Origin of the sequence: Mesorhizobium amorphae (genome assembly GCF_014843845.1) — a bacterium.
Classification (GTDB): domain Bacteria; phylum Pseudomonadota; class Alphaproteobacteria; order Rhizobiales; family Rhizobiaceae; genus Mesorhizobium; species Mesorhizobium amorphae_A.
On the sequence record NZ_JHQS01000061.1, the window covers coordinates 347,960 to 372,500 of the forward strand.

A 24,541-nucleotide genomic window follows, 5' to 3' on the forward strand; every position below is an offset into this window, starting at 1 on the left:
CAAACCGGCCTTCCCTTTGCGATTTTCCCGCCCGAGGCCCGCATGTCCGCAACGATTTCGCCGCTCGCGCCGAAGAAGTATCCCAAAATGCCCGCGATTGAGGGCGTGCGCATCGCCACTGCCGAGGCCGGGATAAAATACAAGAACCGCACCGACCTGCTGGCCATGGTGTTCGACGCCGGCACTACCGTCGCCGGCGTGTTCACCAAGTCGAAATGCCCGTCGGCGCCGGTCGATTTCTGCCGGCAGAACCTTGGCGCCGGCAAGGCGCGCGTGCTGGTCGTCAACTCCGGCAATGCCAATGCCTTTACCGGCCAGAAGGGCCGTGCCTCTACCGCATTGACCGGCGAAGCGGCGGCCAAAGCGGCCGGATGCAGCTCCGGCGAAGTGTTCCTGGCCTCCACCGGCGTCATTGGCGAGCCGCTCGATACGACCAAATTCAGTCACCTGCTCGCCGGGCTGGTCAAGGACGGCAAGCCGGACCTGTGGACCGAGGCGGCCAAGGCCATCATGACCACGGATACCTATCCGAAAGTGGCGACGGCGACGATCAAGCTCGGCGACGCCGATGTCACCATCAACGGCATTTCCAAGGGCGCCGGCATGATCGCGCCCGACATGGCGACGATGCTCTCCTTCATCGCCACCGACGCGCCGATCGCGTCGCCCGTGTTGCAGGATCTGTTGTCGCGCGGCACGGCCAAGACCTTCAACGCGGTCACCGTCGACAGCGACACCTCGACCAGCGACACGCTACTCGTCTTCGCCACAGGTGCTGCCGCCAGGCGCGGCGCGCCCGCGATCAGCGATCCCAAGGATGCCCGCCTCGGCGCTTTCCGCCGTGCGCTTGGCAAGGTGCTGAAATCGCTGGCGCTGCAGGTGGTGCGCGACGGCGAAGGCGCCCGCAAGCAGGTTGAAGTCACCGTCACCGGCGCCAAATCGGCGCGCTCGGCCAAGCGCATCGCACTGTCGATCGCCAATTCGCCGCTGGTCAAGACGGCGGTCGCCGGTGAGGACGCCAATTGGGGCCGTGTCGTCATGGCCGTCGGCAAGGCCGGCGAGCCGGCCGACCGCGACCTTTTGTCGATCTGGTTCGGCGACAACAGGCTGGCGCATGAAGGCGAACGCGATCCGGCCTATTCCGAGGAGGCGACGTCGGCCTACATGAAGCGCGACGACATCCGCATCCGTGCCGATATCGGCATCGGCCGGGGCAAGGCGACGGTGTGGACCTGCGACCTCACTAAGGAATATGTCGCCATCAATGGCGACTATCGGAGCTGACGGCCTTGGTTTCCAGACATCCGGCAAGCGTGCTCGCCATCGTGCGTCGCTACGAGGCGGCCGGGTTTCGCGCCTGGCCGGCGGCGGCCGTCCATTATGACGGCACCTGGGTGGTGCGGCTGACGGCCGGCCATCCGGCCAAGCGGCTGAACTCGGTCAATCCGCTTGACCCCGGCGATATCCAGCACATCGCCGATCGCATCGGCCGCGCCAGCCGGCGTTTCGACGCCTATGGCAGGCCGCTGACCTTCCGCATATCGCCGCTGTCGGGTCCGGACCTGTCCAAGCACCTCGACAGCGAAGGCTGGAGCAGTTTCGACGAATCGCTGGTGATGCGCCTGCCGCTGGCGGACGCGCAACTCGCGCCCGCCATGGATCAGATCCCGTTGAAGGACATCAGCCGCTTCATCGGCGCATCGCTCAAGGTGAGCGGTTCGGACGTGTCGCTGCGGCCCGGCCTGTCGGAGATCATCGGCGCCATCCAGCCCGAGGCCGGTCTGTTCGCGCTCGAAGAGGGAAACGAGCCGCTGGCGACGCTGATCTGCGTCCATGACGGCGATCTCGCCGGTCTGTTCGAGGTCGCCACGGACAAGGCGGCGCGCAACAAGGGCCACGGCCGCAACCTTATCCTGTCGGCGCTGAAATGGGCGCGGCTGCGCGGCGCGCGGGAGGCCTGGCTGCAGGTCGAGGCCGGCAATGCGCCGGCCCTGGCGCTCTACCGTTCGCTGGGCTTCGAGGAAGTCTACCGCTATCACTATCGCCGGCCGGCCGGCGCATGAACGACGTCAAACCAGCTGGCAGGCGTCTGCTTCTCGTCGCGGCCTGCGCCCTGGTCGATACCGACGGGCGCGTGCTTCTGGCGCAGCGCCCCGAAGGCAAGCAACTTGCCGGCCTGTGGGAGTTCCCCGGCGGCAAGGTCGAACCCGGCGAGACGCCGGAGGAGTGCCTGATCCGCGAACTGCATGAAGAGATCGGCATCGAGACCGATATCCCGTGCCTGGCGCCGCTCACCTTCGCCAGCCATTCCTATGATGATTTTCACCTCTTGATGCCGCTGTTCATCTGCCGCCGCTTTCGCGGTATCGCGCAGCCGAAGGAGGGCCAGACGCTGAAATGGGTGCGGCCGCGCCAGATGCGCGACTATCCAATGCCGCCCGCCGATGCGCCGCTGATCCAGTTCCTCATCGACCTGTTGTGATCGCCATCGTTTTAGTCAGCGTTAATAGAAGATTTATCCCGGTGTGAAAAATTGAGGCAGGCCGGACTTCGGCCAACATGCTTGGGAGCAACAGCATGAGCCTCGAGAAAGACTGGGACTCGATCCGGCCCGATCGCGGCTTCCGCGCCGCCGATGCCGGCATGGGCATATTGCGCATCACGCTCTTGTTCGGCTCGGCCGCGGTGGCGCTGGCCCTGATCGCGACACCGTTTCTCGACAGCCGGTCGCAAGCGGCCCGGGACAGTTTCGGCGGCCTCGACGCAATGAGCACGGGTTCGATCGGCCATCGCGACACCTATACGCTGCGCCGCAGCGTGCTGCAGCCAATGCCGAGAGCGGTGTGCATCATCCGCAACGACGGCACGCGCAGCGGCGACTGCTGACTTGGTTAATGCTTTCCACGGAACCGGCCTGTTTCACCGCCTGTTAAGCCTTTGCCGTTAACCTTTCTTAACGGGTCGGCGCTAAGGTCCTGGCAAGAGGGATCGACGACCATGACAACGCTGCTGCAACGCTTTTTGAAAGATGAGACAGGCGCCACGGCCATCGAGTATGGCCTGATCGTCGCCGTGCTGTCGCTCGCCATCGTCGGCGGCGTCGGCCAGGCAGCCAATGCAATCAAGTGGCTTTTCAGCGACACCAACAGCCAGCTTACGAACGCCTTCGCCCAGCACTGATTGCGTCGCCGTGTTCATTGCAAAAAAGCCGATCAACGCCGGTCGGGATTTTCCAGTATCGTCTTCAGCGAGACCTTGGCCGAGCCTGGCTTCAACGGCTTCTGCTGTGAGGCATCGGGCGCCCAGCCGGACATCCAGACAATCGAAAAACTCGCCCTGACGCGGCCGTCGGCGTCGGAGAACCGTTCCGCGTAGATTTCGGCGGCACGGGCAAGGAGCCTTCGCGTGCCGGGCCGCCTGCTGCGATCGACGAGCGCACTGGTCTCGCCCATGGCCCTGAGATCGGCGACGAGGTCGAACAGGGTATCGTAGCGTACCGTCACCGTCTCGACATCGGCGACCGGCAGCGCGAGGCCAGCGCGTTGCAGAAGCGCGCCGGCATCGCGGACGTCGGTGAACGGAATGACGCGCGGGCTGGCGCCGCCGTAGAGCTCCGTCTCGGCGGCAAGCAGGCTCTCGCGCAACTCCGAAAGCGTGCCGGCACCGGCAAAGGCGCCGAGAAAGAGGCCGTCGGGCCGGAGCGAACGGCGGATCTGCACCAGCATGCCGGGGATGTCGTTCATCGCCTGCAGCGACAGGAGCGACACGACGAGGTCGAGGCTCTCCGGTTCGAACGGCACGGCTTCCAGCGGCGCCACCAATCCCTGCAGGCCTGCCAGGAAGGCCGGGTCGGCCTCTACCCGCACGATTTCCGTCACCTTGCCGCTTTCGGCGAGCACGTCCGCTGCCGCCGGCGTCTGGCAAAACAGCGTCGCCGCCCTGGCGAATTTGCGCTCGACTGCGCCGAGCCGGTCGGCAAGGTCCTCAGCCGCGCGCTGCATCAGGAAATCGGCGCCGCCGACGGGGCGGGCCAAGGCGCGACGCTTGTGCGCCAGCCACAAAGGCGTATCGATCAGGGGCTGCAACGGACGGGTTCCTGTTTTCCGCACTCCGAAAGAGTGGTTCTATGGTGGCGGAGAACCAACCACGTGGCCGATCCGATGTCGAAGATCAAGACCGTTGCGATCAAGAGCGCTGCGCTAAAGGCCCTGGCCTTGCCGGCGCGCATCCTGTTTCCGCCGGTCTGCGCCGGCTGCCGCCGCCATGTCTCGCAGCCCGGCGTGCTGTGCGGCGCCTGCTGGCCCAAGCTCAGGCTGCTGGAACGACCGTGGTGCGCCGTCATGGGCACGCCGTTCACCCATGACATGGGTGAAGGGTTCCTTTCCGCCGAGGCGATCGCCGATCCGCCGCCTTTCGATCGTGCCCGGGCGGCTGTCGTCTATTCGGGTGTCGCCCGCCAGATGGTGCAGGGGTTGAAATACCAGGACCGCACCGACCTGGCGCCGTGGATGGCGCGCTGGATGCTGCGCGCCGGCGCCGAACTGATCGCCGAGGCCGACGTGGTGGTGCCGGTGCCGTTGCATTGGCGGCGCTTCTTCCGGCGGCAATTCAACCAGTCGGCGGAACTGGCAAGGGCCGTCGCGCATCTCAGCGGCCTGCCGTTCTCACCCTCCGCGATCCGGCGCGTGAAACTCACCCGTCAGCAGGTCGGGCTGGAACGGCAGGAGCGCGAGGAGAATGTGCGTGCGGCCTTCCGCGTGCCCACAGAGGCGCAAATCGAGATCGCCGGCCGCCGGGTGCTGCTGATCGACGATGTCTACACCACCGGCGCCACGGTTCGCGCGGTGGCCAAGGCGCTGAAGCGGGGCGGTGCCGGAGCGGTCGACGTGCTGACCTTTGCGCGTGTGCTGCCGGGGGACTTTCGGGCCGACGAGTCCGCGACTATATAGATTGGAATTGTTGTTTTTGTGCATGCCGTTGTCCCAGAAGCGCTGCGCGCTTCAGGGTGACATGCATAGGCAGGATTTCTGACCGATGGTCGATGTGACGATCTATACGCGCATGATGTGCGGCTATTGCACGGCGGCCAAGCGGCTGCTCGAGCGCAAGGGCGTTGCCTACAAGGAGCACGATGCCTCCTTCTCGCCGGAACTGCGCCAGGAAATGATTTCCCGGGCGCGTGGCCGATCAACCTTTCCGCAGATTTTCATCGGCGATACGCATGTCGGCGGGTCCGACGACCTCCACGAGCTGGAGGCGGAGGGCCGTCTGGACAGGCTGCTTGCCAACGGCTCGACCACATAAGGACATGACCATGGGTGCTTTCAAGGCAGCGGCGATCCAGATGCGTTCAGGCGAGAGCCCGGAGCGCAACGCGGTCGATCTGGAGCGGCTGGTGCGCGAGGCGGCAGGCCAGGGTGCGACCTACATCCAGACCCCGGAAATGACCGGTGCGCTGATCCGCGACAAGGAGGCGCGTTCCGCTTCCTTCACCTCCGAGGACAAGGACATCATCGTCTCGACCTCGCGCAAGCTGGCGAAGGAATTGGGCATCTTCCTGCATATAGGCTCGACCGCCATCCTTCGCGCCGACGGCAAGCTCGCCAACCGGGCGCTGCTGTTCGGACCGGATGGCGCCACGCTTGCCACCTACGACAAGATCCACATGTTTGATGTCGACCTCGACAATGGCGAGAGCTGGCGCGAATCCGCCGCTTACGAGCCCGGTACCGAGGCGGTCGTCACCGACATCGATGGCGCCAGGCTGGGCTTTGCCGTCTGCTATGATTTGCGCTTTCCGCAGCTTTTCCGTGCCGAGGCGCTGGCCGGCGCTGACCTGTTGAGCGTGCCCGCCGCCTTCACCCGCCAGACCGGGGAGGCGCACTGGCATGTCCTGCTCAGGGCTCGCGCCATCGAGAACGGCGCCTATGTCGTCGCCGCGGCGCAAGGCGGATTGCACGAGGACGGCCGCGAAACTTATGGCCATTCGCTGATCGTCGATCCGTGGGGCCGCATCATCGCCGAAGCCGCGCATGACGAGCCGGCTGTGATCGTCGCCGAGATCGATCCGGCGCAATCGCTTGCCGCACGCAGGAAGATCCCCAATCTGAAAAACGCGCGGGATTTTGTCGTCAACGCCGGCTCGGGCGAGGCGCCGCGTCTCAGGGGTGCGGCTTCTTGATCCGATTTTCCCTTATCTGCGAGCACGAACACGAATTCGAGGCGTGGTTTCGCAGCAACGACGATTTCGACCGCCAAAAGAAGCGCGGCTTCGTCGATTGCCCGAGCTGCGGCTCACACAAGGTCGAGAAGGCGCTGATGGCGCCGGCGGTGTCGACAGGGCGCAAGCACGAAAAGATCGCGCTGGCCATGGGCGAGGCGCAGAAGCAGGCGCTGGCGCAGCTGAAGGCGATGGCCGAGAAAGTGCGCGAGAACGCCGACTATGTCGGTGACAAGTTCGCCGAGGAAGCGCGCAAGATCCATTTCGGCGAAACCGATCCGCGCGGCATCTATGGCGAGGCGACGGTGGACGAGGCCAGGAGCCTGGCCGAGGACGGCGTCGAGTTCATGCCGATTCCGAGTTTTCCGGATGATCGCAACTGAGCGTCTAGAGCGGTTCAGCTTTTGATAGAATCGCTGCCCCACTCTAAGTATTTGTTTTTACGCAATTCCGGACGGAAAACCGCTGCGCACTTTTCCTGGAATTGCTCTAGCTCAGGCTCCCAATCAATTTTCCAAGCAGATGGGCGAGCGTCTCCCGCTCGGGCTCAGTCAGGCCGGCGAGGATTTCGTGCTCATTGGCGACATGTGCGGCGACCGCCTCGTCGATCAAGGCGAGCCCCTTTTCGGTCAGTTGTACGACAATCCCGCGCCGGTCGTTGGGGTGCGGGCCGCGCAGGATCAATCTGGCCTTTTCCAGCCGATCGAGCCGGTTGGTCATCGCACCTGACGTGACCATCGTCGCCTCATAAAGTTCGGTCGGCGTCAGCGCGTAAGGCTGGCCGGAACGACGCAACGTCGCCAGCACGTCGAATTCCCCCGACTGCAGTCCGAAGCGGGCAAACAGCGGCGCCAGGTGCTCCCGCGCGATCAGCGAGGAGGCTTCGTTCAAACGTCCGAGCACGGCCATCGGCGAGACGTCCAGATCCGGTCGCTCCCGCGTCCATTGTTCGATCGCCCTTGCGGCGCGGTCCATCTATCTCACCATTAAATATCTTGATGTTAAGAATCTTTGTATTATCTTATCTCAAGATATGATGTGGGCCAAGCGCCGCGAACGGAACGACGGGTTCATCTGATGAAACTTCTCTGGGATTCGGCGCTCGGCCTGCTGGTCGTCACCGGCGGCCTGCTCGGCCTGACGCTGCCGTTCGGCAAGCTCGCCACGGCGGCCGGCGTGCCGGCCATGGTCTGGGCCTTCGTCATTTCGCTCGGCGCCGGCGGCGTGCTCCTCCTGGCCTTGCTGCTGCGTGGGCAGGGGGTGGCGCTGACGCCGCACAGGCTGCGCTATTTCCTCATCACCGCGGCGGTGTCCTATGCCTTCCCCAACCTGTTGATGTTTTCGGCCATTCCGCATCTCGGCGCCGGCTACACCGGCATCATGTTCACGCTGTCGCCTGTTATCACGCTGGTGTTTTCGATCCTGCTCGGTGTCAGGCGACCCAACATGCTTGGCGTCGCCGGCATTGCCGTCGGCTTCGTCGGCGCGGTGATGGTCGCCGTGACGCGCGGCGAGGCTGGCCAGCCGGCTGAATTTATCTGGGTGGCGGTCGGGCTGCTGATCCCGGTCAGCCTTGCCGCCGGCAACATCTACCGCACCGTCGACTGGCCCGAAGGCACCGGCCCGATCGAACTCGCCGTCGGCAGCCATCTGGCCTCGGCAACGATGTTGCTTGCCGGGATTCTGGCGCTGTTCGGCGTCACGGCCTTTGCCCCGCTCGGCGAAGTGTCGCTGGTGGCCGCCGGCCAAATGGCGTCGGCCTCGGCGATGTTTGTCTTCTTCTTCCGGCTGCAAGCGGTCGGCGGCCCGGTCTATCTCAGCCAGATCGGCTATGTGGCGGCCGCGGTCGGCCTGTTTGCCGGCACGATCTTCCTTGGCGAGCACTACCAACTGCTGACCTGGGCGGGCGCGGTCATCATCACCGCCGGCGTCTTCATCACCACCAAGGCGCAGAACCAGACCAGCCCGAAGGCGCAGAGTCAGGCGGCGTGAGCCGGTTCAGACCGAGCCCTTTTCCGCCAGCACCATGTAGTTGACGTCCATGTCCTTCGATCGCTGCCAGCGGTCGGCGAGTGGATGGTAGACGACGCCGGTGCGGTCGATGACGCTCATGCCGGCGGCACCAAGTGCCTTTTCCAGCTCTTCCGGGCGAACCAGCTTGCCGAACTGGTGGGTGCCGCGCGGCAGCCAGCGCAGCACGTATTCGGCGCCGATGATGGCAAGGCCGAGCGCCTTCAGCGTTCGGTTGATGGTGGCCACGAACATGATGCCGTCCGGCTTGACCATCTGGCCGCATTTGGCCACGAACAGGTCGATGTCGGCGACATGCTCGACCACTTCCATGTTGAGGATGACGTCGAATGTCTCGCCGGCGTCGGCCAGATCCTCGGCGGTCGTGGCGCGGTAGTCGACGTTGACGCCGACCTCGGCCGCATGCAGTTTGGCGACTTCGATGTTGGTGGCGGAAGCATCGGCGCCGACCACTTCGGCGCCGAGCCGCGCCATCGGCTCCCCCAGAAGTCCGCCCAGCCGATGTCGAGGAAGCGCAGGCCTTCGAAGGGCCTCGCCGCACGCGGGTCGCGGCCGAAGCGCGCCGCCACCTGGTCGCGGATGTAGGAAAGCCGCACCGGGTTGAATTTGTGCAGCGGACGGAACTTGCCGTTCGGGTTCCACCATTCGGCGGCAAGTGCCGAGAAGCGTTCCACTTCTCCGGCATCGATCGTCGATCGTCGGGGCTCTGGCATAGGCGGGTCTCCTCGGACGCTAGGAAGTCGGGTGCCGGGCAAAGAAAGTCAAGGCGGCATTTTTCGCCTGCTGCCAACATGACCTCACGAGGTCGAGAGCACGACCGCCGCATGGCCCATGTCGACGCTCGCTGGGTCGATTGCTTGCATGGCTTCGCAATCGCCGATCTCAGCCATGATCCGTTGGGCTGCCGCATGAGCCTGTGCCAGGCTCTGCCAGCGCACGACATCGAGCCAGCTCTGATCCTCGCGCTCGGCCAGGTGGCGGCTGAGAAAGCCTGGCTGTTGCGCAAGCCAGTCCGTGACCACGCCGTTGCCGGCGACAAAGCCGGCCCTGGTCCCTGGCTTGAGGCGGAAGCTGACGATTTCCAGGGTCTCGGTCATCAAATTCTCCACGGTTCGAGGTTCCTGTTTGTCTTATCGCATGGCAGGCCGATGAAAGACTGTCAGGAGGACTGCTATTGCGGCCAAGCCGTTCTTTCCCCCGTCGCTTGCGAAGCTTTGCTGTTTTGGCTAAGGAGGCCGCGCATTCAGCGGCCGGCATAAGCCGGGCGCTTCTTTCCGCATTCGGCTACAGGCCGGCTTCAGTCAAAGGCATTTCGCTTCCATGGCGCGCATCGTGATGAAATTCGGCGGAACCTCCGTCGCCGACATCGCCCGCATCCGCAATGTGGCGCGTCACGTCAAACGCGAGGTCGACGCCGGCCATGAGGTCGCGGTCGTGGTTTCGGCGATGGCCGGCAAGACCAACGAATTGGTCGGCTGGACGCGCGAAGCCTCGCCGATGCACGACGCGCGCGAATATGACGCTGTCGTCGCTTCCGGCGAACAGGTGACCGCCGGCTTGTTGGCGATCACGCTGCAGAACATGGGCGTGCATGCCCGTTCCTGGCAGGGCTGGCAGATCCCGATCAAGACCGACAATGCGCATGGCGCGGCGCGTATTTTGGACATCGACGGCGCGTTCCTGGTCAAGCGCTTCGGCGAGGGCCAGGTGGCGGTGGTCGCCGGTTTCCAGGGCATCGGGCCCGACAACCGCATCGCCACGCTCGGCCGTGGCGGCTCCGACACAAGCGCCGTCGCCATCGCGGCGGCGGTGAAGGCCGACCGCTGCGACATCTACACCGATGTCGACGGCGTTTACACCACCGATCCGCGCATCGAGCCGAAGGCGCGCCGGCTGGCCAAGATTTCCTTTGAGGAAATGCTCGAAATGGCCTCGCTCGGCGCCAAGGTGCTGCAGGTGCGCTCGGTCGAGCTTGCCATGGTGCACAGGGTGCGTACCTTCGTGCGGTCGTCCTTCGACGATCCCGACGCCCCCGGAATGGGGGATTTGCTCAATCCGCCCGGAACGCTTATTTGCGACGAGGAAGAGATCGTGGAACAGCAGGTCGTCACCGGAATTGCCTACGCCAAGGACGAGGCGCAGATTTCGCTGCGCCGCGTCGGCGACCGCCCTGGCGTTGCCGCCGGTATCTTCGGGCCGCTGGCCGAGGCCAACATCAATGTCGACATGATCGTCCAGAACATCTCCGAGGACGGCAAGTTCACCGACATGACCTTCACAGTGCCGTCCGGCGACGTCGACAAGGCGCTTGCCGTGCTGGAGCGCCTGAAGGCGACGATCGGCTACGACGTCGTGCAGTCGGAAGCCGGCATGTCGAAGGTCTCGGTCATCGGCATCGGCATGCGCAGCCATGCCGGCGTCGCGGCCACCGCCTTCAAGGCGCTGGCCGACAAGGCGATCAATATCCGGGCGATCACCACCTCCGAGATCAAGATTTCGATACTGATCGACGGTCCGTATACCGAACTTGCGGTTCGCACTTTGCATTCCGTCTACGGTCTGGATAAGCAATAGCAAGACTGAATCAGTTGTTGCGTGAGTGCCGGGCACAGCTGAAACTGCGCCGGCAAGGACTCTATTGGAGAAGAAGCCGCGATGCGTGATACGGCCAGTGGCCCGCGCGTTCTGCTGAAACGGCTCCGCGAGCTCATGCAAGAGCCGCTGGAGCCGCAGGAGCGGCTCGACCGGATCGTGCGCGACATCGCCTCCAACATGGTCGCCGAAGTCTGCTCGCTCTATGTACTGCGCGCCGATTCGGTACTCGAGCTCTACGCCACCGAAGGTCTGAACCCGAACGCCGTCCATTTGGCGCAGCTGAGGCTCGGGCAAGGCCTGGTCGGCACGATCGCGGCCAGCGCGCGGCCCCTCAACCTCTCGAACGCGCAGGAACATCCGGCCTTCGCCTACCTGCCGGAGACCGGGGAGGAGATCTACAATTCCTTCCTCGGCGTGCCGGTGCTGCGGGCAGGGCGCACGCTCGGCGTTCTCGTGGTGCAGAACAAGACCATGCGCCACTACCGCGACGACGAGGTCGAGGCGCTGGAAACCACGGCGATGGTGATCGCCGAGATGATCGCCACGGGCGACCTCGCCCGGCTCACCCGGCCGGGACTCGAACTCGACCTGCGCCGCCCGGTCAGCTTCACCGGCCTGTCCTTCAACGAAGGCGTCGGGCTCGGCCACGTCGTGCTGCACGAGCCGCGCATCGTCGTCACCAATCTGTTCAACGAGGATAGCGAGGAGGAAGTGCGCCGGCTGCAGGCCTCGCTGGGCTCGCTCAGGCTCTCCATCGACGACATGCTGGAGCGCCGTGAGGTCGCCTTCGAGGGCGAGCATCGCGAGGTGCTCGAAGCCTATCGCATGTTCGCCAACGACAGCGGCTGGGTGCGCCGGCTGGAAGAGGCGATCCGCAATGGCCTGACGGCGGAAGCGGCTGTCGAAAAGGTGCAGAGCGACATGCGCGCCCGCATGCTGCACATGACCGACCCTTATCTGCGCGAGCGGATGAGCGATTTCGACGACCTCGCCAACCGGCTGCTGCGACAGCTGATGGGGCGCGGACCGGAGGATGTCGCGGCTTCGCTGCCGAAGGACGCCATCATCGTCGCCCGCTCGATGGGGGCTGCCGAACTGCTCGATTATCCCCGCGACAAGCTGCGCGGCGTGGTACTGGAAGATGGTGCCGCGACCAGCCATGTCGTCATCGTGGCGCGCGCCATGGGCATCCCGGTCGCCGGCCAGATGAAGGGCGCCGTTTCCATGGCGGAAAACGGCGACGCCATCATCGTCGACGGCGAGGAAGGCATTATCCACCTGCGGCCACAGCCAGACCTCGAAGCCGCCTATGCCGAAAAGGTCCGCTTCCGGGCGCGCCGGCAGGAAGTCTACCGGGAACTGCGCAAGAAGCCGTCGATGACCAAGGACGGCATCCAGGTCGATTTGCTGATGAATGCCGGCTTGGCGGTCGACTTGCCGCAGCTCGCCGAGGCGGGTGCGGCCGGCATTGGGCTGTTCCGCACCGAACTGCAGTTCATGGTCGCCTCGACCTTCCCGCGCGCCGAGGCGCAGGAGCGGCTCTATCGCGACGTGCTAGACGCGGCGCGCGGCAAGCCGGTGACCTTCCGCACTATCGATATCGGCGGCGACAAGGTGCTGCCTTACTTCAAGGGCGCGATCCAGGAAGAGAACCCGGCGCTCGGCTGGCGGGCGATCCGGCTGACGCTCGACCGTCCCGGCCTGCTCAGGACGCAGATCCGCGCCCTGCTGAAGGCGTCCGGCGGACGCGAACTGAAGCTGATGCTGCCGATGGTGACGGAACTCGGCGAGATCGCGCAGGCGCGCGAGATCATCGACCGCGAGGTGCGGCATCTGTCACGCTTCGCCCATCATCTGCCGACCAGCCTCAAGCTCGGCGCCATGCTGGAAGTGCCGTCGCTGCTGTTCCAGCTCGACGAGCTGATGAAGGCGGTCGACTTCGTCTCGGTCGGCTCCAACGATCTGTTCCAGTTCGTCATGGCGGTCGATCGCGGCAACACGCAATTGTCCGACCGCTTCGACACGCTGTCGACGCCGTTCCTGCGGGTGCTGAAGCAGATCGCCGACGCCGGTGCCCGCAACCATACGCCGGTGACGCTCTGCGGCGAACTGGCCGGCAAACCCATATCCGCGATGGCGCTGATCGGCCTCGGCTACCGATCGATCTCGATGTCGCCGGCCTCGATCGGTCCGGTGAAGGCGATGCTGACGGAACTGCCGCTGGACGAGCTGCAGGCCTTCTTCGACGACAACCTCATGGCGCCCGCTCACGGCCTGCCGATGCGGGCGCTGCTGCAGGCCTTTGCCGACGACCGTTCTATCCCGCTATAGCATCCGCCATGATCAACCTGCCCCGCGACCGTATGGATCAAGTCGTCAAGCGTTTCGACATGCTCGAAGCGCAGATGTCGGCCGGGCCGGCGGCGGATGCCTATGTCCGCATGGCGTCCGAATATGCCGACATCCAGGAGATGGTGGCCAGGATCAGGGCGCTGCGCGCGGCCGAGCACGAACAGGCCGACCTGGAGGCGATGCTCGCCGACAAGGCCACCGACGCCGAGATGCGGGCATTGGCAGAGGCCGACCTGCCCGAGGTCAGGGAGCGCATCGAGGCGCTGCAGAAGGACATCCAGATCCTGCTTTTGCCCAAGGATGCCGCCGACGAGAAGAATGCCATCCTCGAAATCCGCGCCGGCACCGGCGGCGACGAGGCGGCGCTGTTCGCCGGCGACCTGTTTCGCATGTACGAGCGCTACGCGGCGTCGCGCGGTTGGCGTTTCGAGGTGGCTTCGGCCAGCGACGGCGAGGTCGGCGGCTACAAGGAAATCATCGCCACTGTGTCGGGCAAGGGCGTGTTCGCGCATCTGAAATTCGAGTCCGGCGTGCACCGCGTGCAGCGCGTGCCGGCGACCGAGGCCGGCGGGCGCATCCACACTTCGGCGGCAACCGTTGCCGTGCTGCCGGAAGCCGAAGAGGTCGATATCGAGATCCGCGCCGAAGACATCCGCATCGACACGATGCGCGCCTCGGGCTCCGGCGGCCAGCACGTCAACACCACCGATTCGGCAGTGCGCATCACCCATCTGCCGACCGGCATCATGGTGGTGCAGGCGGAAAAGTCGCAGCACCAAAACCGGGCGCGCGCCATGCAGATCCTGCGGGCCAGGCTTTACGATCTCGAACGCGGCAAGGCGGACGAGGAACGCTCCGAATCGCGCAAGTCGCAAGTCGGCTCTGGTGACAGGTCGGAACGCATCCGCACCTACAATTTCCCGCAAGGGCGTCTCACCGACCATCGCATCAACCTGACGCTCTACAAGCTCGACCGGGTGATGATGGGCGAGCTTGACGAGGTCATCGACGCGCTGATCGCCGATCACCAGTCGAAGCTGCTCGCCGATATGGGCGTCGATGGCTGACAGTTTGCCCGAGACGCTCGGGCCGCTGCTGCGGGCGGCGCGCGACCGTCTTGCCGCCGCCGGCGTGGCCGACCCGGCGCTGGACGCCAGGCTGATCGTCGAGCATTTTTCGGGCACGACCCGCACCCAGGCCATCGCCGAACCCCAGCTAGTCGTCGAGGCGAATGCAATGGCCGCAATCGATACTGCGCTGAACCGGCGTGCCGCGGGCGAACCGGTGCATCGCATCCTCGGTTACCGCGAGTTCTACGGCCTGCGCTTCGAGCTTTCGCCGGACACGCTGGAGCCGCGGCCGGACACAGAAACGCTGGTCGAGGCGGTTCTGCCCTTTGTCGGGGCGACGGTGGTTCGGCAGAGCGAATGCCGCATTCTCGATCTCGGCACCGGTACCGGCGCCATCGCGCTGGCATTGCTCAGCGCCGTTCCCGGCGCGGTCGCCACCGGCGTCGACCTCTCGGAAGAGGCCCTGGCAACCGCCAGGCGCAATGCCCAGAAGTTGGGATTTGCCGACCGGTTCGAGACGCTGCAGTCCGACTGGTTCGCAAAAGTTTCGGGCCGGTACCATTTAATTGCCGCAAACCCGCCCTATATACCTAGCCAGGACATTGGAAATCTGCAGGACGAGGTCCGCGATTTCGATCCGCATCTGGCCCTGGATGGTGGTGCGGACGGTCTTGGCCCCTACAGGATCATCGCCGCGGAGGCGGCAAGGTTTCTGGAAGTTCAAGGCAGGGTTGCGGTCGAGATCGGCCACACGCAACGCAATGAGGTCACGGCGATGTTCGTGACAGCCGGCTACAGTCTGGCCGGGGCGTTTCGTGACCTTGGTGGAAACGACAGGGTTCTGGTGTTTGAACGGACAAAGCCCTGATGCAGTGCAAAAAGGGCTTGGCAATGCCGGGGAATGCGGCTAGGGTCGCCCCAACCGGATGAGACGAAGCAGGCAGTGCTCTTAGCGATTCGGTTTTCCTTGGAAATAGCTGCCTTCTTGCGCAAACGACGCCCAAGCTTCGTGCGGGAATCGTCCGGCAAGTGATGTAACCGGAACAGGATGGCACGTGGCGCCAACGCAATTGATGCGGGCGAACGCCGGTGAAGAAACGAAACGGCTGGCTGCATGAGCGCCTCCGTTCGTGAAGAGTTTTCGAAAATTTCACACTGAAGAGAGTCGAATGAGGCCACAACAGCAGAACAGGCGCATGCGCGGTCGCAACAACAATGGCGGCGGCGGTGGCAACAATAATAACAACAACAACCGCAAGGGTCCCAATCCCCTGACGCGCAACTACGAGAGCAACGGCCCGGATGTGAAGATCCGCGGATCGGCTCAGCAGATCGCCGAGAAATACGCCACACTCGCCCGTGACGCGCAAAGCTCCGGCGACCGGGTGATGGCGGAGAACTATCTCCAGCACGCCGAACACTACAATCGCATCATTGCCGCCGCCCAGGCGCAGATGCCGATCCAGAACGTCCAGCAGAACCGCGACGACTTTGACGATGACGGCGACGAAGATCGCGACGAGTTCGACAATGCCGGCAACAGCGGCAACAATGTCAGCGACAATCAGGCGGTAAGCCACGGCGCCGGCCCACAGCCGGTGATCGAGGGCACGCCGGCCGAAGTGGCTTTCAACCAGGAAAGCGGCCGCGACAATCGCAACAACCGCGACAACAACGGTCGCGACAATGGCGGGCGCCACCGCGACCGCCGCCCCAATGGCGGCTATGGCCAGAATAGCCAGCGCGGCGACCATAATTCGCGCGGCGAGCAGGGCGGCCAGCGCTTCGACCAGAATCGCTCCAGCGAGACGCCGGTGCAGTCGGAAGCTGTTTCCCAGACCGAAACGAGCTTCGCGCCCCAGGCCGAAACTGGTTTCGTGCCCCAGGCTGAACCTACTTTCACCGCGCCCGCAGAACCGCCTTTTTCGGCCGAGCCCGCGCCGCTGTTCGGCAATTTTTCGCCGGCCGATCTTGCCGCTCAGGCGGAGCGCAACGAAGCCACCGCCGACGGTGGCGCACGTCGTCCGCGGCGCCCGCGCCGTCCGCGCACCACTGCCGACCAGGCAGACAATCAGGCCGAAGGCGGCAGCGACAATGCCGGTGGCGATGAGGTGAATGCGGCACCGGCCGAAGGCGCCGCCAACGACCCGGCCATCGTCGACGTCGACAACTGATCGAATCCAGCTCGAACAGGGCTTTCAGGCCATTGAACGGCGGAGAGAAATCTCCGCCGTTTTCGTTTGCGCACCAGTGGAATAATATGCGTTCCCAGTCATCTGGACGTCTTGAGTGCCCATTGCCGCTGCACCATATCTCGCCTGAACAGGATCCGGCTCGAAGGAGCGGATCCGTCACCGCAATCTGATCCGGTGCCGCAAAGCGGGCCGGTGAAGGAAGGAGACAGATATGAACCTTGAGAAATATTCAGAGCGCGTGCGCGGTTTCATCCAGTCCGCGCAGACCATGGCGCTCTCGCGCAATCACCAGCAATTCACCCCCGAACATATGCTGAAAGTGCTCGTCGATGACGACGAGGGCTTGGCCGCGTCGCTGATCGAGCGCGCCGGCGGCAATGTCCGCGACGTCAAGCTCGGCGTCGAGTCGGCGCTCGATGCAATGCCCAAGGTGGAAGGCGGCAATGGCCAGCTCTATCTGGCGCAGCCTTTGGCCAAGGTGTTTTCGACCGCCGAAGATCTGGCCAAGAAGGCCGGCGACAGCTTCGTCACCGTCGAACGGCTGCTGCAGGCGCTGGCCATGGAGAAGTCGGCCAAGAGCGCCGAGATTCTGAGCAAGGCGGGCGTCACCGCGCAGGCGCTGAACCAGGTCATCAACGAGGTCCGCAAAGGCCGCACAGCCGATTCGGCGAGCGCCGAGCAGGGCTACGATGCGCTGAAGAAGTACGCGCGCGACCTGACGGCCGACGCCCGCGCCGGCAAGCTCGATCCGGTCATCGGCCGTGACGACGAGATCAGGCGCACCATCCAGGTGCTGTCGCGCCGAACCAAGAACAATCCGGTGCTGATCGGCGAGCCCGGCGTCGGCAAGACGGCGATCGCCGAAGGGCTGGCGCTGCGCATCGTCAATGGCGACGTGCCGGAATCGCTGAAGGACAAGCAATTGATGGCGCTCGACATGGGCGCGCTGATTGCCGGCGCCAAGTATCGCGGCGAGTTCGAGGAGCGGTTGAAGGCTGTGCTCAACGAGGTGACCGCTGCCGCCGGCGGCATCATCCTGTTCATCGACGAGATGCACACCCTGGTCGGTGCCGGCAAGGCCGACGGGGCGATGGATGCGTCGAACCTGCTGAAGCCGGCGCTGGCGCGTGGCGAACTGCACTGCGTGGGCGCGACCACGCTCGACGAATACCGCAAGCATGTCGAGAAGGACGCGGCGCTTGCCCGCCGCTTCCAGCCGGTGTTCGTCAACGAGCCGACGGTCGAGGACACCGTCTCGATCCTGCGCGGCCTGAAGGAGAAATACGAGCAGCACCACAAGGTGCGCATCTCCGATTCGGCGCTGGTCGCCGCGGCGACGCTATCGAACCGCTACATCGCCGACCGCTTCCTGCCGGACAAGGCGATCGATCTTGTCGACGAGGCCGCGTCGCGATTGAGGATGCAGGTCGATTCCAAGCCCGAGGCGCTGGACGAGGTCGACCGCCGCATCATGCAGCTCAAGATCGAGCGCGAGGCGTTGAAGGTCGAGAAGGACGACGCGTCGAAGGACCGGCTCGCTCGCCTCGAGAAGGAGCTTGCAGACCTGGAAGAGGAGTCGACCGGGCTGACCTCGAAGTGGCAGGCGGAGAAGCAGAAGCTCGGGCTGGCCGCCGATCTCAAGAAGCAGCTCGACGAGGCGCGCAACGAACTGGCCATCGCCCAGCGCAAGGGCGAGTTCCAGCGCGCCGGCGAGCTTGCCTATGGCCGCATCCCCGAGCTGGAAAAGAAGCTGAAGGAGGCTGAGGCGCAGGACGGCAAGGTCGGCATGGTCGAAGAAGTGGTCACCCCTGATCACGTCGCCCATATCGTGTCGCGCTGGACCGGCATTCCGGTCGACAAGATGCTGGAAGGCGAGCGCGACAAGCTGCTGCGCATGGAAGACGAGATCGGCAAGCGTGTCGTCGGCCAGGGCGAGGCGGTGCAGGCCGTGTCGAAAGCCGTGCGCCGGGCTCGCGCGGGCCTGCAGGACCCGAACCGGCCGATCGGCTCGTTCATGTTCCTCGGCCCGACCGGCGTCGGCAAGACCGAGCTGACCAAGGCGCTGGCGAACTTCCTGTTCGACGACGAGAGCGCCATGGTGCGCATCGACATGTCGGAGTTCATGGAAAAGCATTCGGTCGCCCGGCTGATCGGCGCACCTCCCGGCTATGTCGGCTATGAGGAAGGCGGAGCGCTGACAGAAGCGGTGCGGCGCCGGCCCTATCAGGTCGTGCTGTTCGATGAGATCGAGAAGGCGCATCCGGACGTGTTCAACGTGCTGTTGCAGGTGCTCGACGACGGGCGGCTTACCGACGGGCAGGGCCGCACGGTCGATTTCCGCAACACGCTGATCATCATGACGTCGAACCTCGGCGCCGAATATCTGGTCAGCCTCGGCGAGGATCAGGATGTCGATGCCGTGCGCGACGAGGTGATGGGCGTCGTCAGGGCGTCGTTCCGGCCGGAATTCCTCAACCGCGTCGACGAAGTGATCCTGTTCCACCGGCTGCGTCGGCAGGATATGGGCCGCATCGTCGAGATCCAGCTCAAGCGGCTGGAGAACCTGCTCGTCGATCGCAAGATCACGCTGGCGCTGGACCAGGAGGCGATCGACTGGCTGGCGGCCAAGGGTTACGATCCGGCCTATGGTGCGCGGCCGCTGAAGCGGGTGATGCAGAAGGAACTGCAGGACCCGTTGGCGGAAAAGATCTTGCTCGGCGAGATCCTCGACGGCTCGACGGTCAAGGTCACTGCCGGTTCCGACCGGTTGAATTTTCGATCGAAGCCGACGGTCGTCGCGACCGAGGCGGCGGCCTGAGCCGTTTTGCCTTACCCGGAGCGGCGAAGCTTGTTTCGCCGCTCTTTCTTGTTTGAAACAATGAGGCGCGGATGACGCTGGACGACTACAACGGCTTCTGCGCCTCGCTGCCGCAGACGACCCATGTCGTCCAGTGGGGCGGCGCCCATGTCTGGAAGGTCGGCGGCAAGGTCTTTGCGATCGGCGGCTGGAACGATGGCGGGCAGCTTTTCGTCACCTTCAAATGCTCTGAAATCGCCTATGACGTGCTGAAGGAGCAGCCGGGCCTTCGGCCGGCGCCTTACCTCGCCTCGCGCGGTATGAAATGGATCCAGCGTCAGACAAGCCAGAGCATGGATGATGCCGCGCTGAAGGACTATGTCGGCGAGAGCCATCGCCTCGTCGTCCTCAAGCTGACGAAACAGACACGCAAGGAACTTGGGCTGCCTCTTTCCCCTGGACCATGATCTTTTCCGAAAACCGGATTCCACTTTTCGTGATCATGGTCTAGCCGCCGGAAAACCGCCATCTTCATGCCCGGTTCATATTGGAACCTTAAGGTTGGTAAATGGTTTGCTGGCGAAGGGGTTCGCCGTAAAGGGACTGTGCCGGGCGGCGGCAATTACGGAGAGTTTGGCTACAATGCTGCGCACCATCTTCTGCCTTTCGGCACTCGCCGCCGGACTGGTGTCTTCCGGCGTGTTCGCCGCGCCGGGTGAGGAAGGAGCACGAACCCGCACCGCCAATTCCGGCGGGATCCTTCTCGCCCAGGACGGCAATCTCGACATCTATTACGACGCCAGGGGCAACCGCGTCATCGTCGATGCCGACACCGGCAAGGTCATCGCCATCCAGCCGCCGCAGACCAGGCTCGACCGCCGTGCGCTGCGCCGCCAGTTGCGGATGCAGCAGCTCGGGCGCGCGCCGGTCGAGGACGAGGACCGCTATTATCTCGACGATCCCGAGGACATGGCCCGCTTCCGCCGCAAGCAGCTGGAAGAGGAAGGCACTGTCATCCCGCCGCCGGTCGACGAAAATGATCCCTATGGCGACAATTCGGATCAGGTCTTTCCGGACGCGCCCCGGGACGAGGGGACCTACGGCAACACTTATCCGGACGAGTCCCAGCCTGATCAACCGGACGGCATCAAGCGCCAGCCGCTCGACGAGGCTTCGATAGATCCGGTCCAGCCGGCGGCACCCGGCGACGAGGCAGCGCTGCCGCCGAAGGTTGACGGCAAGACGGTCGTCGATCCGTCGCTTTCGCTCGGCACACGTCAGGACGTGGCGGCCTTGCAGGTTCTGCTCGATCGTGCCGGCGCTTCGCCCGGCGTCATCGACGGGCGATTCGGCTCCAATGTCGATAAGGCTGTAGCCGCCTACAACGAGATCACCGGCAGCAATCTCAAGTCGACCGATGCGGTCGGCATCCAGGCAGCGCTGGCGCAATCCGGCGGCGATGCCTTCGCCAACTACACGATCACGGCCGAGGACGCGGCCGGTCCTTATGTCGCCTCGATACCGGAAGACTACAGCCAAAAGGCGCAGCTCGACCGCATGGGCTACACTTCGGTGACCGAAGCGCTGGCGGAGCGCTTCCACATGGACGAGAATTATCTCAAGGCGCTCAATCCGGAGGCCAACTTCAACCGCCCCGGCACCATTATCAAAGTCGCCAATTTCGGCAGGCTGGTGTCGACGCCGGTTGCGCGAATCGTTGCCGACAAGGGCAAGAAAGAAGTGTTCGCCTATGACGCGGCGGGCAAGCTGGTGGCAGCCTATCCGGCCACGATCGGTTCTTCGGACACGCCGTCACCCTCCGGCATCCACACGGTATCGCGGGTCGCGCTCGACCCCAACTACACCTACAATCCGAGCATCAATTTCAAGCAGGGCCAGAACGACAAGATCCTGACCATCCCGCCGGGCCCGAACGGCCCGGTCGGCTCGGTGTGGATCGCGCTGGACAAGCCGACCTACGGCATCCACGGCACGCCCGAGCCGTCGAAGATCGGCAAGACCGAGAGCCATGGCTGCGTGCGCCTGACCAACTGGGACGCGCGTGAACTGGCCAAGCTCGTCTCGCCGGGTGTGACCGTCGAATTCGTCGGCGGATCTTCAGCCGATGACCTTGCGCAGCAGTGAGCCGCGCAGCGCGGTGGCGTAGATCAGCTGCACCACCAGGATGAAGCCGACGCTGAGCAAGGGGCTTATCAAACTAAGTGCTGCGCCGATCGCCCACAGCATCTGCGCCTTGACGATGCGCTGGTAGACTGTGTGGGTCGTTTCCGCATCGACGCCTTCGGCAAGAAAACCGTTCTTCACCGCATAGTGCCAGCTGGCGAACAGCGTCGCGCCGAGCATCAGCAGGTTCAGCCAATAGACCAGCACCGCTGTTCTGAATTCGAGGAAGTCGGCCAGAAGGTCGGTAGAGAAGGGCAGCAAGGCGATGAAGGCGAGAAAGCAGAGGTTGAGCGTCGCCAGCCGCCTGTCGGACCGGGCGATCAGCCCGTGCTGCGCCTGCTGGCCGAACCAGAAGATGGTCAGCGTCAGGAAGCTCAGCGCATAGGTCAGAAAGCGCGGCGCCAGCGCCGCGATGGCGGAAAGCAGTTCGGCTTCGGAATGGACCGCCTCGTGCGCCGGCACCCTGATCTCGAGCACGATCAAGGTGAGCGCGATGGCGAAAACACCGTCGGTGATGCCGACGACGCGCCCGCGTGCCTCGGCCGACGGTTCGAGCGGTCGTTTCATCAGGCTTCCCCTTTTGCTTGCGGCTCTCCCGCAAAGACTTAACACGACATCCGGACATTGCACGCCGATCGGACCGGGCCTGCTCATTCGGGCAGGTCGTGGCTGGTTTCAACGAGAACGGCCCGCTGGCCGGTTGTTGCGGCCGTAGCGGAGGTCTAAGCAAGCCCATATGAAGTCGCCAAGCGAAGCTGCCGCCATCCCCCTTACTGGCGCCATTGCAAACGGAACGTTCTGTCCGCAATCGCGGCGCAGGTTCGTGCTGATCGCGGCGATCCTGGCGTCGGCGCTCGGCTTCATCGACGGCTCGATCCTGGCCATCGCCACCCCGGCGATACGCGTCGATCTTGGTGCCAGCCTCGCCGAGGCACAATGGATTTCCAACGCCTACGCGCTGACGCTTTCGGCGCTGATCCTTGCCGGCGGTGCTGCGGGCGATCGGTTCGGCCTTCGGCTCGCCTTCGTCGTCGGCATCGCCCTGTTCATTGCCGCGTCTCTCGCCTGCGCGGTGGCGCCCAATGCCGGCGTGCTGATTGCGTTTCGCGCCCTGCAAGGCATCGGCGCCGCGATCATGGTGCCGGGCAGTCTCGCCATCATCGCCAAGGCCTATCCGAAGAAGGAGCGCGGCCGGGCGATCGGCATCTGGGCGGCGGCCTCGGCACTGACGACGGCGCTTGGCCCGGTGCTGGGCGGGCTGGTGCTGTCGACCTTCGGCGACTGGATCTGGCGGGCGATCTTCGCCATCAACCTGCCGCTCGGACTGCTCTCGATCTATCTTCTCCTGACCAAGGTTCCGGCCGATGCGCCGACGGAAAAGCGAAGCCTCGATCTCGGCGGTGCCGCACTGGCAACGCTGGCCTTCGGATCGCTGGCCTACGGGCTGACCTCGATGAGCGCTGAAGGCGGCGGCCACATGTCTGGTCCAAGCATTGCCGCCGGCGCCGTTCTGCTTGTCGTCTTCATCGCCTTCGAACTGCGGCAGCGCGAGCCGATGATCGATCTCAACCTGTTTCGCATCGGCGCCTTCGCCGGCGCCAATGTGGCGACCTTCTTCCTCTATTTCGCCCTGTCGGCCAATCTGTTCTACCTGCCGATGCTGCTAATCGCCGGCTGGGGGCTGAGCACGGCCGAGGTCGGCTTCATCTTCCTGCCGCTGTCGGCGTCGATCGCGCTGCTGTCGGGGCCGGCCGGCCAGTGGTCCGACCGCATCGGGCCGCGCTTTCCGATCTCCAGCGGCAGTCTGGTCGTTGCCTTCGCCTTTGCCGGGCTTGCGCTGCTCGCCCATGCCGGCATCCACAATTTCTGGACCGGCGTGTTTCCGCTGATGGCGCTGATGGGGCTCGGCATGGCGCTGGTCGTGTCGCCGCTGTCGACCGCGATCATGACGGCGGTCGAGGACAAGGACACCGGTGCGGCCTCGGGGATAAACAACGCCGTCTCGCGCATTGGCGGCCTGATCGCGGTGGCGGCGATGGGGTCGCTGGCGGCCTGGGTCTATTCGACGATGCTGGACACCAGCGTCAGGCCGGGCATTCCGGGTTTCGGCGAACCGGTATCGGCAGGGCTAGCGCCCGAACTCGATGCAACGCGGCTCGCCGCCAGCGACGCGGCCTTCGCGGCCGTCGCCTGGGTCACCGCGCTTCTTTGCCTGCTTGCGGCAGTCATCGCCTGGACGACCGTTTCGGGACGGGCAATACTATGGTCGCGCGGCACGGACGAACAGCCGGACTGATTCGGTGCGCAACTGATTCGGAACGCCGGTCTACCCTTCGACCTTGGCGCTGGCGACCTTCAGCGGATTGTTGTCTTCCTGCTTGAGCAGGTCGTCGATGCGCTCGCGTTCACGCTTGAACGCAACCAAGTCATCGCCTTTCAGCACCTTGCCGACCGGCAGGCGGACGCGCATCGGGTCGACCTTGGTGCCGTTGACGATCAGCTCGTAGTGAAGATGCGGGCCGGTGGCGAGGCCGGTCTGGCCGAGAAAGCCGATGGTCTGGCCCTGGCGGACATGGACGCCCGGCTCCATGCCTTTGGCAAAGGCGCTCTGGTGATTGTAGGACGTCTCGTAGCCATTGGCATGGCGGATGATGATCTGCTTGCCGTAGCCACCGGCCCAGCCGGCCTTCTCGATGACGCCGTTGCCGGCGGCGATGATCGGCGTGCCGATCGGAGCTGCCCAGTCGACGCCGGTATGCATACGGACATAGCCGAGGATCGGGTGGCGGCGCGCGCCGAAGCCGGAGCGGAATTTTCCGGCCGGCAGCGGATTGCGCAACAGGAACTGCTGGGCGCTCGAGCCGTCCTGATCGAAATAGTCGCTGCTGCCGTCCTGCATCTGGAAGCGGTAGAAATTGCGCGTCTGCCCACCGAAGGTCGCCGAGACGTAAAGCAGTTGGGATTCGTCGGAAGCCTGGTCGTCGCCGTCCGGTTGCGAAAACAGGACGTCGATACGGTCCGCGGGGCTCAGTCGTGACTGGAAGTCGACGCCGGAAGCCAGCAGCCGGACCAACTGCTGGGTCAGCTTTTTCGACAT

At 64.6% G+C, this 24,541-nt stretch carries 24 protein-coding genes and 1 pseudogene (1 of these 25 only partly in view); 19 read left to right on the top strand and 6 right to left on the bottom strand.

The features are described from left to right. Positions 1 to 42: 42 nt before the first annotated feature. From argJ to DH08_RS28165, 5 genes are all read left to right on the top strand, one after another. Complete coding sequence (argJ, locus tag DH08_RS28145) at positions 43 to 1,284, top strand: bifunctional glutamate N-acetyltransferase/amino-acid acetyltransferase ArgJ (protein ID WP_192182519.1); 1,242 nt, start codon at positions 43 to 45, stop codon at positions 1,282 to 1,284. Between the two features lie 5 nt (positions 1,285 to 1,289). After that, positions 1,290 to 2,063 carry a GNAT family N-acetyltransferase gene (locus DH08_RS28150; protein ID WP_210328898.1) on the top strand — a complete coding sequence of 258 codons (774 nt, stop codon included), beginning with the start codon at positions 1,290 to 1,292 and terminating at the stop codon, positions 2,061 to 2,063. Further along, positions 2,060 to 2,482 carry an 8-oxo-dGTP diphosphatase MutT gene (gene mutT / locus DH08_RS28155; RefSeq protein ID WP_192182520.1) on the top strand — a complete coding sequence of 141 codons (423 nt, stop codon included), beginning with the start codon at positions 2,060 to 2,062 and terminating at the stop codon, positions 2,480 to 2,482. Before DH08_RS28150 ends, mutT begins: the two co-directional genes overlap by 4 nt. 95 nt (positions 2,483 to 2,577) lie before the next feature. Next, on the top strand, positions 2,578 to 2,886 hold the full coding sequence (locus DH08_RS28160) for a hypothetical protein (RefSeq protein ID WP_192182521.1): 309 nt from the start codon (positions 2,578 to 2,580) through the stop codon (positions 2,884 to 2,886). A gap of 111 nt (positions 2,887 to 2,997) precedes the next feature. Then, a complete protein-coding gene (locus DH08_RS28165) occupies positions 2,998 to 3,180 on the top strand; it encodes a Flp family type IVb pilin (RefSeq protein ID WP_192182522.1) in 183 nt (60 codons plus the stop codon). A gap of 32 nt (positions 3,181 to 3,212) precedes the next feature. Here the strand turns inward: DH08_RS28165 and DH08_RS28170 are convergent, their stop codons facing one another. Further along, a complete protein-coding gene (locus tag DH08_RS28170) occupies positions 3,213 to 4,085 on the bottom strand; it encodes a methyltransferase domain-containing protein (RefSeq protein ID WP_192182523.1) in 873 nt (290 codons plus the stop codon). 63 nt (positions 4,086 to 4,148) lie between these two features. On the opposite strand from DH08_RS28170, the gene DH08_RS28175 reads away from it, so the two are divergent. The 4 genes from DH08_RS28175 (at position 4,149) to DH08_RS28190 (ending at position 6,603) form a co-directional block, all read left to right on the top strand. Beyond that, positions 4,149 to 4,949 carry a double zinc ribbon domain-containing protein gene (locus tag DH08_RS28175; RefSeq protein ID WP_192182524.1) on the top strand — a complete coding sequence of 267 codons (801 nt, stop codon included), beginning with the start codon at positions 4,149 to 4,151 and terminating at the stop codon, positions 4,947 to 4,949. An 85-nt stretch (positions 4,950 to 5,034) separates the two neighbouring features. Further along, positions 5,035 to 5,304: a glutaredoxin 3 gene (gene grxC / locus DH08_RS28180; RefSeq protein WP_006199923.1), complete on the top strand. Its 270-nt coding sequence runs from the start codon at positions 5,035 to 5,037 to the stop codon at positions 5,302 to 5,304. A gap of 10 nt (positions 5,305 to 5,314) precedes the next feature. Then, positions 5,315 to 6,181: a carbon-nitrogen hydrolase family protein gene (locus DH08_RS28185; protein ID WP_192182525.1), complete on the top strand. Its 867-nt coding sequence runs from the start codon at positions 5,315 to 5,317 to the stop codon at positions 6,179 to 6,181. After that, on the top strand, positions 6,178 to 6,603 hold the full coding sequence (locus DH08_RS28190) for a DUF1178 family protein (RefSeq protein ID WP_192182526.1): 426 nt from the start codon (positions 6,178 to 6,180) through the stop codon (positions 6,601 to 6,603). The genes DH08_RS28185 and DH08_RS28190 overlap by 4 nt, the downstream gene beginning before the upstream one ends. A 106-nt stretch (positions 6,604 to 6,709) precedes the next feature. Here DH08_RS28190 and DH08_RS28195 read toward each other — a convergent pair whose 3' ends face one another. Next, positions 6,710 to 7,195 (bottom strand): MarR family winged helix-turn-helix transcriptional regulator, encoded by a 486-nt coding sequence (locus DH08_RS28195; protein WP_192182527.1) that lies wholly within the window; start codon positions 7,193 to 7,195, stop codon positions 6,710 to 6,712. 102 nt (positions 7,196 to 7,297) lie between these two features. Here DH08_RS28195 and DH08_RS28200 point away from each other — a divergent pair, with 102 nt between their 5' ends. Further along, complete coding sequence (locus tag DH08_RS28200) at positions 7,298 to 8,212, top strand: DMT family transporter (RefSeq protein ID WP_192182528.1); 915 nt, start codon at positions 7,298 to 7,300, stop codon at positions 8,210 to 8,212. A 6-nt stretch (positions 8,213 to 8,218) separates the two neighbouring features. Here DH08_RS28200 and ubiG read toward each other — a convergent pair. Both ubiG and DH08_RS28210 read right to left on the bottom strand, forming a co-directional pair. Next, positions 8,219 to 8,964: pseudogene (gene ubiG, locus DH08_RS28205) on the bottom strand (bifunctional 2-polyprenyl-6-hydroxyphenol methylase/3-demethylubiquinol 3-O-methyltransferase UbiG). A gap of 84 nt (positions 8,965 to 9,048) precedes the next feature. Further along, positions 9,049 to 9,348: an antibiotic biosynthesis monooxygenase family protein gene (locus DH08_RS28210; protein ID WP_192182529.1), complete on the bottom strand. Its 300-nt coding sequence runs from the start codon at positions 9,346 to 9,348 to the stop codon at positions 9,049 to 9,051. 223 nt (positions 9,349 to 9,571) lie between these two features. On the opposite strand from DH08_RS28210, the gene DH08_RS28215 reads away from it, so the two are divergent. The 8 genes from DH08_RS28215 to DH08_RS28250 all read left to right on the top strand — a co-directional run bounded on the left by DH08_RS28215 (position 9,572) and on the right by DH08_RS28250 (position 21,405). Further along, entirely contained in the window at positions 9,572 to 10,825 is a 1,254-nt protein-coding gene (locus tag DH08_RS28215; protein WP_065518125.1) for an aspartate kinase, read from the top strand. An 81-nt stretch (positions 10,826 to 10,906) separates the two neighbouring features. Continuing rightward, positions 10,907 to 13,177: a phosphoenolpyruvate--protein phosphotransferase gene (gene ptsP / locus DH08_RS28220; protein WP_192182530.1), complete on the top strand. Its 2,271-nt coding sequence runs from the start codon at positions 10,907 to 10,909 to the stop codon at positions 13,175 to 13,177. Between the two features lie 8 nt (positions 13,178 to 13,185). Beyond that, positions 13,186 to 14,265 (top strand): peptide chain release factor 1, encoded by a 1,080-nt coding sequence (gene prfA / locus DH08_RS28225; RefSeq protein ID WP_192182531.1) that lies wholly within the window; start codon positions 13,186 to 13,188, stop codon positions 14,263 to 14,265. Next, positions 14,258 to 15,136 (top strand): peptide chain release factor N(5)-glutamine methyltransferase, encoded by an 879-nt coding sequence (prmC, locus tag DH08_RS28230; protein ID WP_192182532.1) that lies wholly within the window; start codon positions 14,258 to 14,260, stop codon positions 15,134 to 15,136. Before prfA ends, prmC begins: the two co-directional genes overlap by 8 nt. A 328-nt stretch (positions 15,137 to 15,464) precedes the next feature. Continuing rightward, positions 15,465 to 16,442 (top strand): DUF4167 domain-containing protein, encoded by a 978-nt coding sequence (locus DH08_RS28235; protein WP_246801018.1) that lies wholly within the window; start codon positions 15,465 to 15,467, stop codon positions 16,440 to 16,442. A gap of 232 nt (positions 16,443 to 16,674) precedes the next feature. After that, positions 16,675 to 19,281, top strand: a complete 2,607-nt coding sequence (clpB, locus tag DH08_RS28240; RefSeq protein WP_192182534.1) for an ATP-dependent chaperone ClpB — start codon at positions 16,675 to 16,677, stop codon at positions 19,279 to 19,281. A 71-nt stretch (positions 19,282 to 19,352) separates the two neighbouring features. Continuing rightward, entirely contained in the window at positions 19,353 to 19,727 is a 375-nt protein-coding gene (locus DH08_RS28245) for an MmcQ/YjbR family DNA-binding protein (protein WP_192182535.1), read from the top strand. A gap of 175 nt (positions 19,728 to 19,902) precedes the next feature. Next, positions 19,903 to 21,405 carry a L,D-transpeptidase family protein gene (locus DH08_RS28250; protein WP_192182536.1) on the top strand — a complete coding sequence of 501 codons (1,503 nt, stop codon included), beginning with the start codon at positions 19,903 to 19,905 and terminating at the stop codon, positions 21,403 to 21,405. On the opposite strand, the gene DH08_RS28255 is transcribed toward DH08_RS28250, so the two are convergent. Then, positions 21,379 to 22,011, bottom strand: a complete 633-nt coding sequence (locus DH08_RS28255) for a TMEM175 family protein (RefSeq protein WP_192182537.1) — start codon at positions 22,009 to 22,011, stop codon at positions 21,379 to 21,381. The genes DH08_RS28250 and DH08_RS28255 overlap by 27 nt on opposite strands. Before the next feature lie 169 nt (positions 22,012 to 22,180). Between DH08_RS28255 and DH08_RS28260 the strand changes: the two genes are divergently transcribed. Further along, positions 22,181 to 23,740 (top strand): MFS transporter, encoded by a 1,560-nt coding sequence (locus DH08_RS28260; protein ID WP_192182538.1) that lies wholly within the window; start codon positions 22,181 to 22,183, stop codon positions 23,738 to 23,740. A 30-nt stretch (positions 23,741 to 23,770) separates the two neighbouring features. Here DH08_RS28260 and DH08_RS28265 read toward each other — a convergent pair whose 3' ends face one another. Next, positions 23,771 to 24,541, bottom strand: partial view of a M23 family metallopeptidase gene (locus DH08_RS28265; RefSeq protein ID WP_192182539.1) — the 3' portion only. It continues 1,194 nt past the right edge of the window; 771 of the gene's 1,965 nt are visible here — the last part of the coding sequence; the start codon falls outside the window, past its right edge; its stop codon occupies positions 23,771 to 23,773.

What these genes read in the sequence shown, in the direction of transcription:
- argJ (WP_192182519.1), top strand. Translation starts at nt 43, where the DNA reads ATGTCCGCAACGATTTCGCCGCTCGCGCCGAAGAAGTATCCCAAAATG.
- mutT (WP_192182520.1), top strand. Translation starts at nt 2,060, where the DNA reads ATGAACGACGTCAAACCAGCTGGCAGGCGTCTGCTTCTCGTCGCGGCC.
- DH08_RS28160 (WP_192182521.1), top strand. Translation starts at nt 2,578, where the DNA reads ATGAGCCTCGAGAAAGACTGGGACTCGATCCGGCCCGATCGCGGCTTC.
- DH08_RS28165 (WP_192182522.1), top strand. Translation starts at nt 2,998, where the DNA reads ATGACAACGCTGCTGCAACGCTTTTTGAAAGATGAGACAGGCGCCACG.
- grxC (WP_006199923.1), top strand. Translation starts at nt 5,035, where the DNA reads ATGGTCGATGTGACGATCTATACGCGCATGATGTGCGGCTATTGCACG.
- DH08_RS28185 (WP_192182525.1), top strand. Translation starts at nt 5,315, where the DNA reads ATGGGTGCTTTCAAGGCAGCGGCGATCCAGATGCGTTCAGGCGAGAGC.
- DH08_RS28195 (WP_192182527.1), bottom strand. Translation starts at nt 7,195, where the DNA reads ATGGACCGCGCCGCAAGGGCGATCGAACAATGGACGCGGGAGCGACCG.
- DH08_RS28200 (WP_192182528.1), top strand. Translation starts at nt 7,298, where the DNA reads ATGAAACTTCTCTGGGATTCGGCGCTCGGCCTGCTGGTCGTCACCGGC.
- DH08_RS28210 (WP_192182529.1), bottom strand. Translation starts at nt 9,348, where the DNA reads ATGACCGAGACCCTGGAAATCGTCAGCTTCCGCCTCAAGCCAGGGACC.
- DH08_RS28215 (WP_065518125.1), top strand. Translation starts at nt 9,572, where the DNA reads ATGGCGCGCATCGTGATGAAATTCGGCGGAACCTCCGTCGCCGACATC.
- ptsP (WP_192182530.1), top strand. Translation starts at nt 10,907, where the DNA reads ATGCGTGATACGGCCAGTGGCCCGCGCGTTCTGCTGAAACGGCTCCGC.
- prfA (WP_192182531.1), top strand. Translation starts at nt 13,186, where the DNA reads ATGATCAACCTGCCCCGCGACCGTATGGATCAAGTCGTCAAGCGTTTC.
- prmC (WP_192182532.1), top strand. Translation starts at nt 14,258, where the DNA reads ATGGCTGACAGTTTGCCCGAGACGCTCGGGCCGCTGCTGCGGGCGGCG.
- DH08_RS28235 (WP_246801018.1), top strand. Translation starts at nt 15,465, where the DNA reads ATGCGCGGTCGCAACAACAATGGCGGCGGCGGTGGCAACAATAATAAC.
- clpB (WP_192182534.1), top strand. Translation starts at nt 16,675, where the DNA reads ATGAACCTTGAGAAATATTCAGAGCGCGTGCGCGGTTTCATCCAGTCC.
- DH08_RS28245 (WP_192182535.1), top strand. Translation starts at nt 19,353, where the DNA reads ATGACGCTGGACGACTACAACGGCTTCTGCGCCTCGCTGCCGCAGACG.
- DH08_RS28250 (WP_192182536.1), top strand. Translation starts at nt 19,903, where the DNA reads ATGCTGCGCACCATCTTCTGCCTTTCGGCACTCGCCGCCGGACTGGTG.
- DH08_RS28255 (WP_192182537.1), bottom strand. Translation starts at nt 22,011, where the DNA reads ATGAAACGACCGCTCGAACCGTCGGCCGAGGCACGCGGGCGCGTCGTC.
- DH08_RS28260 (WP_192182538.1), top strand. Translation starts at nt 22,181, where the DNA reads ATGAAGTCGCCAAGCGAAGCTGCCGCCATCCCCCTTACTGGCGCCATT.